Consider the following 9,003-nt stretch of genomic DNA (forward strand, 5'->3'; position numbering starts at 1 on the left):
GCATGACGAACGCAGCGATCCTGTTCAGCACCGAGCCGTACGACGCCGCGATTCCCCATCCGATGGGCCGCAACTCGGCGGGCGAAGGCTTCCTGCGCGGTCTTCTCGCCCATGCCGACGTGGACGCCTTCTATTTCTGGAACGCCCGTGACCAGGAGCAGTCGGAACTGGACGCCCTGGTCGCCCGCCTGGGTGGGGCCACCCGCCCCGTCCGGTGGTTCGGCCGGGCGGACCGGCGACATGTCGCGGAAGCGGGCGCCCTCTACATCCCCACCCCGGAGTTGCGCGGAGAGGCCTGGGCGCGCCGGGCTTTCGGGGGGACCGCGTACTCCCTGACCGGGGTGACGCATTCGATCGCCGAGGCCTATATCCTCGACGAGATGGCGGGGCTTCTGCTGGCGCCGCTCGAACCCTGGGACGCCCTGATCTGCACATCAGATGCAGGACGCAAGGCCGTGGAATCCTTGTTGGAAGGCGTCGCCGACTACTTCCAGGAACGGTTCGGCGCGACGCGGATTCCGCCGGTCCAGCTCGTCACCATTCCGCTGGGCGTGCACACCTCGGACTTCCGCCTCGACCCCGAAGCCCGCCGCGGCTGGCGCGAGGCCCTGGACATCCCCCAGGACGCACCGACGGCCCTCCACATGGGCCGCTTCAGCCTCACCACCAAAATGCACGCCACGCCGATGGGGCTCGCGCTGCAGCAGGCGTCGCAGCGCCTGGGGCGGCCGGTCTACTGGGTGCTGTTCGGGGGCGCCCGCAAGGCCGAGGAGGCGCAGGCTTTCCAGGCCGCGGCGGCGGCCTTCGGCCCCGACGTCCAGATCCGCCTTGTCGGCGACACCAGCGCCGAGACCCGCGACAGCATCCTGTCGGTCGCCGACGTCTTCCTGTCGCTGTCCGACAACCTTCAGGAGACCTTCGGGCTCACGCCCGTCGAGGCGATGGCCGCCGGCCTGCCGTGCGTCGTCAGCGACTGGGACGGCTACAGGGACACGGTTCGCGACGGCGTCGACGGCTTCCGGATTCCCACGATGCAACCGCGGCCGGGCCTGGGGGCCGATCTCGTCTACGCCTACGCCCAGCGGATGACGTCCTACGAGGACTACGCCGGAGCCACCGCCCTGCTCACCGCGGTCGACGTCGGCCGCGCGGCCGACGCGCTGACCGCCTTGTTCGGCGACGCCAAGCTTCGGGCCCGCATGGGCGCGGCCGGGCAGGCGCGGGCGCGCGCGGTCTTCGACTGGCGCGCCGTCATCCCTCAGTATCAGGCGCTGTGGGCCGAACTTTCCCGCCGCCGGCGCGCGGCCCCGCCCCTGCCCGGTCTGGAAAATCCCTACCGCCCCGATCCCTTCCGGATGTTCGCGGGCTATCCGACCCGCGCGCTGGGACCCTCCGACATCCTGTCGCTGGCGCGGCGGTTCGCGCCGGGCGAAGCGGCCTTCCTCATGGAGACGCCCGGACTGCGCAGCCCCGCGGCCCGCCTGCCTTCGAACACCGAATTCGAGGCCCTGATGGCGGCGCTCGAGCGCGGTCCCCGGCCCCTGGGCGAACTGCTCCGCGACGTGCCCCCCGATCGCCGGCCGTTCCTCGAGCGCGGTGTCCTCTGGCTGGCGAAGTTCGGTTTCGTGCGTCTGGACATCGCGCAGTTGCGTAACTGAGGACGTCTGGTCGCGTCGTTCAGGTACCGTTCAACAGCACGATGTGCTAGTGGCCGGACTGGGGCGTCCACGATCTTCAAGTCGTACGGGAATGAGCCGATGCGTAGACTTCTCTTGGGTGCGGTCCTGTCCGCAGCGTGCGGAACCGCGGCCGTCGCGGCCGACTATATCGTGGTGAGTTCCACCGATCCCGCGATCAAGCGCGGCCAGGCGTTCGACGCCGGGACGCGTGTGCCGCTGGGCGTAGGAAAAAGCATCACCGTGATGCGGCCTTCGGGCGAGGTGACCACCCTGAGGGGCGCCAGCGGAGGCGCCACGCTGCCCGCCGCGCGCGTGGCGGCCGCCGACGCGGCACGGTTCGAGACGCTGCGCGCTCTGGTCGAACCCCCTCCGGTGGGCCGGACGTTCGGGGCCCGGCGCGGCGGCATCTGCCCCGCCATCGAAAGCCTCACAACGCTGGACGATATCGTCCGCACCGCAGAATCGAGCGGTTGCAAGACCGTGGCCCGCCAAGCCCTCGACGCCTATCTGGAAAAATCCGACGCACCCTGACAGGGGAATGTCGAATTTTTCAATTTATACAATTACATATGGCACGTTCATAACGTGAAGTTCGGCGGCGGACCTTTGGATTTCCGCCGCCGCATCGTCCCGACAGGCGCCGTTCGACCACCCACGGCCGCCAGGCGTTCATCCCGCGGAAACCACGTCCGTTAGGCTTGCCGGAACGCCGTCTGTGACTCTTGCACGGATGCGCAGCAGACTCGCCGCCCGTTCTCTGGAGGCCGCCGGCACGGCGGCCCGGGTCCTGCGCCGTCTGGCGGGGATCGCGGCGGCCCTCGCGTTGTCTCCGTTGGCCGCGCACGCCGCCGATCTCCAAGCGGCCGACCTCCCACCCGACGCGATCCTGGCTCCGGAGGCGCCTGCGCAGACCGTCATCGAGGCCTCCCTCGACAAGACTCTCGCCCTGCGGGCCCAGGGCCCGGTCGGGCGCATCGTCGTCAGCCAGCCCGAGTTGCTGGAAGCCGGCCAGGCCGGAGCCCGCGAGATCTACCTGATCGGCCGCGAACTCGGGACGACCAATCTCCTCGTCTACGACACCGGCGGCCGTCTGACCCAGACGCTGGACGTCCGCGTCGGCTACGACGCCCAGGCCGTACGCGACACCCTGGCGCTGGCGCTCCCGGACGAGGAGATCACCGTGACCGCCCTGGCCTCGGGGCTCCTGCTGGAGGGCCAGGTCTCGTCCCCCGCCGCGGCCGAGGCGGCGCTGAAGCTGGCCCAGGCGACCGCGCCGGACGCGGTGGTCTCTCGGCTGGCCGTCCGCAACGCCACCGTCAGGATCGATGTCCGGATCGTCGAGGTCAGCCAGACGCGACTGCGCGAGGTCGGCGCCGGGATATCCCTGGATGACGGCCACACCGCCATCGCCACGCGAGCCGGGCGGATCAGCCCGACCCCGGCGGTCCTCAACGCCGTCGTGGACACCCACCTCGGACAGCACCGTCTCCAGGCGGCGCTCCGCGCCCTGGAGGCCTCGGGCGAGGCCCGCCTGCTGGCCGAACCGACCCTGGTCGCGCACTCGAAGGAAGAGGCCGAGTTCCACGCCGGCGGCGAGCTCGCCATTCCCGTTCCCGACGGCGACGACAAGGTCACCATCGAATTCCGCCCTTACGGCGTGGCGCTGAAGATGAGGCCCGAAGTCCGTTCCAATGGCTCCATCCGCCTCGAGATCCAGGCCGAGGCCAGCGAACCCGACCCACAGAACGGCGTCTCGATCTTCGGTGTCGAGGTCCCGGCGCTCATGGTGCGCCGCGTGGCGACCACGGCGGACCTGCGGGACGGCGAGACTTTCATGCTGGCCGGCCTGCTCCAGGAGGACCGGCGCGAGCAGTCGCAGTCTTTGCCCGGGCTCGCGCGGGCGCCACCGCTGGGCGGCTTCCTGCGTACGACCCACACGCGCGACGCGCGACGGGAACTGGCGATCCTCGTCACCCCCCGCCTCGACGACCCGGGGGCGCCCGCTCAGGCGGTTCGCGTCGCCGCCGCCGCGCCCGTTGCTGCGCCCGTCGAGGCGCCGCCCGCCCCGGCGTCGACGCGGCTCGCGGACCCCGACCCGCCGCGCCGGCAGGTCCGGACCCTGTTCGCCGAGGTCAAGGCGATCCTCGCGCCGCCCGCCCGCTGGATCGGCGGCAAGGTGCGGAGTCTGTTCCGCCGCACCTGACCTGTCGCCCGCGCGGGACTCGTGGGATGGTCCAGGCCTTCACCGCAGGACGAGGCCGCCATGATCCGAGGTTCCGCCGCCGCGTTACTGGTCACCATGCTGGCCGCCGGGCCTTCGATGGCGGCCGAGACGCCGATTCGCCTGATCTCGGGCGATGCGCGCCCGGCCGACGCTCCCGCCATGCGCTGCGCCGTCGCGCCCGATACGGCCGGTCGGCCGGAAGCCCAGTGCCTGGTGACCAGCGGCCGTGGGGCCGACGGGGTGCGACCGGCGGAATTCCGCATCCTGATCCAGGCGCAGGGCCAGGCGCGCGCCTGCGCCACCTCGACAGCGCCCCAGGACGTGTCGATGACCGCCCCCGCCCGGACGGATTCGCGGAGTCGGCCCACCGTGATCCACACCTGGACCCGCGAGCCCTGCGAGCCCTGAGTTTCGAGTCGGGCACGGGGACAAGCCGGAAGGCCTGACGGGGAAACCTGGCAGGAGAACCGGGCCACACAGACTCGCCACCGCCGCGAACCCCATTGCCGATCGGCGCGGAGCAGGATGAACTCCGCCCATGGGACGCCTTAACCTTACCGGATTGCTGACCTGGCTCGCGTTGGCCGTCCTGGTGCTCGTCATGATGAGCTTCGAGGATCCGTTCCGGATGGCTCTGGCGGCTGTGCTTCTCGCCTCGATGGATCCTGTCCGCCGTCTCGTACTCGCCTTCGACCGGCCGATCGCCGACCGGCGCCCGCACGGCGGGTGAGATCCCGGCCGCCGCGACGAAACCGACAGGTCCGATCCCACGCCGGCGTCCGGATTCGCCGACCGCGCGTCATCGCCACCGACCGGCCGCGGGTCAGCCACCGACGGTCAGCTTGGCCTTGAGCGTCCGGCCGGACGAATCTCAGGCAGCGAGATTTCAATTTGAACATATGGTACGGCCACTTGGCGCTTACACTCCCCGCCAGACGACATCCCGCCGAACCAGGACACCCCGATGGACGGAAACACCGCCAGCCCCCGCAATATCGACAAGCAGGCCCTGCTCGCGAAGTATCGGGCCGAACGCGACAAGCGGCTGCGCGCCGACGGGAACGCCCAGTACCTGGAGCTGAAGGGCAGCCACCTCGCCCACTATCTGGACGACCCCTACACGCCCTTCGTCGAGCGTGAACCGAAGACCGACCATGTCACCTTCGCCTTCGTGGGCGGCGGTTTCGCCGGCCTCGTCACCGGCGCGCGACTGACCGAGGTCGGCGTCACCGATGTCCGGATCGTCGAGAAGGGCGGCGACTTCGGCGGCACCTGGTACTGGAACCGCTATCCCGGCGCGCAGTGCGATACGGCCTCGATGGTCTACATGCCGCTGCTCGAAGAAACCGGCCACATGCCGAGCGAGAAGTATGCGCACGCGCCCGAGATCCTGGCCCAGTGCCAGCGGATCGGCCGCCAGTTCGGCCTGTACGACAACGCCCTCTTCCACACCGAGGTCACCGACCTGGCCTGGGACGACGCGGCCAGGCGCTGGGTGATCTCCACCAATCGCGGCGACCGCTTCACCGCCAGCTTCATCGGCCTGGGCACCGGGCCGCTGCATGTCCCGAAACTGCCGGGCATCCCCGGCATCGAGGATTTCAAGGGCCACAGCTTCCACACCAGCCGCTGGGACTACGACTACACCGGGGGCGACCCGCTGGGTGCGCCAATGGACAGGCTGGCCGACAAGCGGGTGGCCATCATCGGCACCGGCGCCACCTCGGTCCAGGCGGTCCCCCACCTGGCGAAGACCGCCGCCCGGCTCTACGTCTTCCAGCGCACGCCGTCGTCGATCGACGTCCGCGCCAATGCGCCGATCGACCCCCAGTGGTTCGCCGACATCGCCACCCCCGGCTGGCAGCAGCGCTGGCTGGAGAACTTCACCGACAACCAGGCGATGGGAAACGCCACGGAAGACCTGGTGCAGGACGGCTGGACCGACCTGTCGCGCCGCATCCGGGCGAAGATCGCTGGCCTCCCGGCCGATCAACGCAACCCGATGGGGATGCTGGCCGCCTTCGAGGACTCCGATTTCGAGAAGATGGAGGAGATCCGGGCCCGCGTGGACACTGTCGTCGAGGACCGCGAGACCGGCGACCGGCTCAAGGCCTGGTACCGTCAGCTCTGCAAGCGCCCGTGCTTCCACGACGCCTATCTCCAGGCGTTCAACAACCCGAACGTCACGCTGGTCGACACCGACGGCAAGGGTGTGGAGCGGATCACGGAAAAGGGTCTCGTCGCGGGCGGCGTCGAATACGAGGTCGACTGCATCATCTACGCCTCCGGTTTCGAGGTCGGCACGGAGTACAAGCGTCGCGCCGGCTTCGATGTCTCGGGCCGCGACGGGCTGAAGCTCAGTGAGGCGTGGGCCGAGGGCCTGCGCACCAAGCACGGCATCCACGTGCACGGCTTCCCCAACCTGTTCTTCGTCCAGCCGACCCAGGGCGCGAACCTGATCTCGAACGTCCCCCACAACCTGACCGAGGGCGGCCGGACGATCGCCGCGGTGGTGAAGCACGCCCTGGACGCCGGCGCGCGCGAGGTCGAGGTCACGCAGGAGGCCCAGGACGCCTGGGTCGAGCTTCTGCTCCAGGGTCCCGGGCGGATGATGATGGGGGCCGCGGACTGCACGCCGGGCTACTACAACAACGAGGGCCAGGACCCCGGTCCCGCCGCCCGGCTCAACGTCGGCTATCCGGCCGGTCCGTCGGCCTATTTCCGCTACATCGACGCCTGGCGGAACTCGGGCGACTTCGAAGGCCTCGAGTTCCGCTGACAGGGGCGTGCGCCGCGCGGTCCTAGAACCGCGCACGCACCCCGGCGAAGGCCCCGCGGCCGGCGGTTCCGTAGTTGAGGATGGTCTCGTAATCCTCGTCCAGGAGGTTTTCGATGCGCCCGAAGATCTCGACCCGCTCGGTGACCGGCCAGGACGCGCGGACGTCGACCACGGTGTAGGCCTTCAGCGCCACCGTGTTGGCGTCGTTGTTGAAGGTCTTGCCCACATGACGGAGGGCGGCCGCGGTTGAGACGCCGACCGGCCATTCATAGGCCGCCGAGAGGTTCCACATGTGCTCGGGCCGCCGGACCAGCCGCTTGCCCGCGTTGACGCCCGAGGCGTTCTCCGCGTCGGTCCAGGTGTAGTTGCCCGACACCGTCAGACCCTTGAGCGGCGTCACCTCGCCCGACAGTTCGACGCCTCGCGCCCGGGTTTTCAGGATGTTGCGGTAGTAACCGAACCGCACCGTCCCGTTCACGCGGCACAGGGGATCGGTCGAAGCGGCCGTGCAGCTGTTGAAACGGATCTCGTTGTCGGCGTCCCGATCGAACCAGGTGGCCGACACCCGCGCCCGGTCGAACAGCCGCTGCTCGACGCCGGCGTCCCAGCTCTTCACGCGCTCGGGCGACAGGCCGGTGTTGCCGAAATCGCTGTACAGCTCGAAGACGCCCGGCGCGCGAAACCCCTCGCCCCAGCTCGCGCGAAGCACCGTCGCGCCGTCGTTCAGCGACCAGGCCGCGGCGACCTGGCCCACGACGTGGCCGCCGAAGGTGTCGTGGTCGTCATAGCGGAGGCCCCCGGTGAGCGTCAGGCCGCGACCGACGCCGGCCTGCATCTGGCCGTACAGGCTGTCGATGCCGACCCTTCCGCGCACATAGGCCGGGTCGGGGACCGCGGGGGTCGGCGAACGGGTCCGCATCCGCGCCGTCTCGCTCTCGGCGCCGAAAGTCACGGTCCAATCCTCCCGGATCGCGAACACGCCCTGATACTCGAATCGCCGATTCTTGCCTGCCGCATCGAAGGTCAGCGGCTGAGTCGCGGCGCGAAGGGGATTCAAATTCTCCCGATCAGTGTCGGTGTAGGCGAAGGCCACTCTGTTCTTCAGCCGTCCGTCGAGAAGGGCGGCGTTGAGGCCGGCGTACGCCACCAGCTCCGCCGTGCGCCCGAACTCCGGCGTATCGGCGCCGACGGCGTCGAAGTCGTTGCGCCCCCGCGAATAGACCGCCCTCACCTCGGCCGAGATCGCGTCCGTCAGGGTCACCCGCAGGCGTCCCGAGGCGCCGGCGTTGATGTAGCCGTCCCGCTCGCGCCCCAGCCGGTAGGCCGAGAAGCCATCGGTGGTGTAGTATCCGCCGGCCAGCCGCCACGCGACGCGATCCGAACGCCCGCCCACGCCGGCCCGCAGGTAGGCGGTGTCGCGGGCGCCGGCCTCCACATTGGCCGAGGCCTCGAAGACCTCCTCCGGTTCACGCGTGACGATGTTCACCACCCCGCCGATGGCCTGGCTGCCCCACAGGGTCGACTGGGCGCCGCGAAGCACCTCGATGCGCGCGATATCGCCGATGAGCAGGTTGCCGGCGTTGAAGCCGCCCTGGGTCGAGGACGGATCGTTGAGCTTCACGCCGTCGATCAGCACCACGGTATGCTGGCTCTCGGCGCCGCGGATGTTCAGGCTCGTGGACGCGCCCGGCCCGCCGTTGCGGGTGAAGCTGACGCCCGGCGTCCGGGCCAGCAGGTCCGCCGCCGCCGTCGCCTGGCTGCTCCGGATGACCGCGTCCGTCAGGACGGTCACCGACTGTCCCACCCGGTCGCGCGCCTGCGCCGTGCGGTTGGCGGTCACGACCACCTCGGCCACGCCGGTGGCGCCCGCTCGCGCCGCGACATCCGGGTCGGGCGCATCCTGCAATTCGGCCGCCCACGCGCCCGTCCCCGCCCCTGCCGCCACCAGGGCGAGCGCCGATCCGATGAAGAGGGCCTTGCCCATGTCGTATCCCCTTGTCCCATGGCGCGCGGGGACGGCGTCCTGGCGAACGCCGGCTTCGGCCGCGCGCGCGACCGCACCACGTCGCCTCTCGGGGAAACCCGCTCGCCCGGCGCACCTCGGCCGGTCGAAGGACGACTGCGTCGGGCAGGTCTCCTGGCTCACGGGTCAAGGCCGGTGCGCGTCGCCTTCCCAGACTCCCTGAGGATCCCAGTGGCGTTCGACGCGCGGGCTCGCCGCCTACAGTTGCGAGGGCAGCCGGGGCTTCGGACCCCGTTCCCTATTCTCCCCTTGCGGGGAACCTGACGCAGGCGCCGAGCTACCCCCAGCGCCGGCCACG

Annotated in this window: 7 protein-coding genes and 1 riboswitch; of the genes, 6 read left to right on the forward strand and 1 reads right to left on the reverse strand. The window is 70.3% G+C overall.

Going from position 1 to position 9,003, the window contains the following annotated elements; genetic code table 11:
• The first annotated feature begins 2 nt into the window (after window positions 1–2).
• The 6 genes from ABS78_RS01520 to ABS78_RS01545 all read left to right on the forward strand — a co-directional run bounded on the left by ABS78_RS01520 (window position 3) and on the right by ABS78_RS01545 (window position 6,682).
• A complete protein-coding gene (locus ABS78_RS01520) occupies window positions 3–1,658 on the forward strand; it encodes a glycosyltransferase family 4 protein (protein ID WP_293374178.1) in 1,656 nt (551 codons plus the stop codon).
• Window positions 1,659–1,757: 99 nt separating this feature from the next.
• Window positions 1,758–2,210: a hypothetical protein gene (locus tag ABS78_RS01525; protein WP_293374180.1), complete on the forward strand. Its 453-nt coding sequence runs from the start codon at window positions 1,758–1,760 to the stop codon at window positions 2,208–2,210.
• A 199-nt stretch (window positions 2,211–2,409) separates the two neighbouring features.
• Complete coding sequence (locus ABS78_RS01530; RefSeq protein ID WP_293374182.1) at window positions 2,410–3,882, forward strand: pilus assembly protein N-terminal domain-containing protein; 1,473 nt, start codon at window positions 2,410–2,412, stop codon at window positions 3,880–3,882.
• Between the two features lie 60 nt (window positions 3,883–3,942).
• Window positions 3,943–4,311 (forward strand): hypothetical protein, encoded by a 369-nt coding sequence (locus ABS78_RS01535; RefSeq protein WP_293374184.1) that lies wholly within the window; start codon window positions 3,943–3,945, stop codon window positions 4,309–4,311.
• 130 nt (window positions 4,312–4,441) lie between these two features.
• Complete coding sequence (locus tag ABS78_RS01540; RefSeq protein WP_293374186.1) at window positions 4,442–4,633, forward strand: hypothetical protein; 192 nt, start codon at window positions 4,442–4,444, stop codon at window positions 4,631–4,633.
• Between the two features lie 234 nt (window positions 4,634–4,867).
• Window positions 4,868–6,682 carry an NAD(P)/FAD-dependent oxidoreductase gene (locus ABS78_RS01545; RefSeq protein WP_293374188.1) on the forward strand — a complete coding sequence of 605 codons (1,815 nt, stop codon included), beginning with the start codon at window positions 4,868–4,870 and terminating at the stop codon, window positions 6,680–6,682.
• Between the two features lie 22 nt (window positions 6,683–6,704).
• Here ABS78_RS01545 and ABS78_RS01550 read toward each other — a convergent pair whose 3' ends face one another.
• Window positions 6,705–8,666, reverse strand: a complete 1,962-nt coding sequence (locus ABS78_RS01550; RefSeq protein WP_293374190.1) for a TonB-dependent receptor — start codon at window positions 8,664–8,666, stop codon at window positions 6,705–6,707.
• Window positions 8,667–8,791: 125 nt separating this feature from the next.
• Window positions 8,792–8,984, reverse strand: a riboswitch (cobalamin riboswitch).
• Window positions 8,985–9,003: the final 19 nt, after the last annotated feature.

This window comes from Phenylobacterium sp. SCN 70-31 (genome assembly GCF_001724605.1).
In the GTDB taxonomy this organism is placed as follows: Bacteria; Pseudomonadota; Alphaproteobacteria; order Caulobacterales; family Caulobacteraceae; genus Phenylobacterium.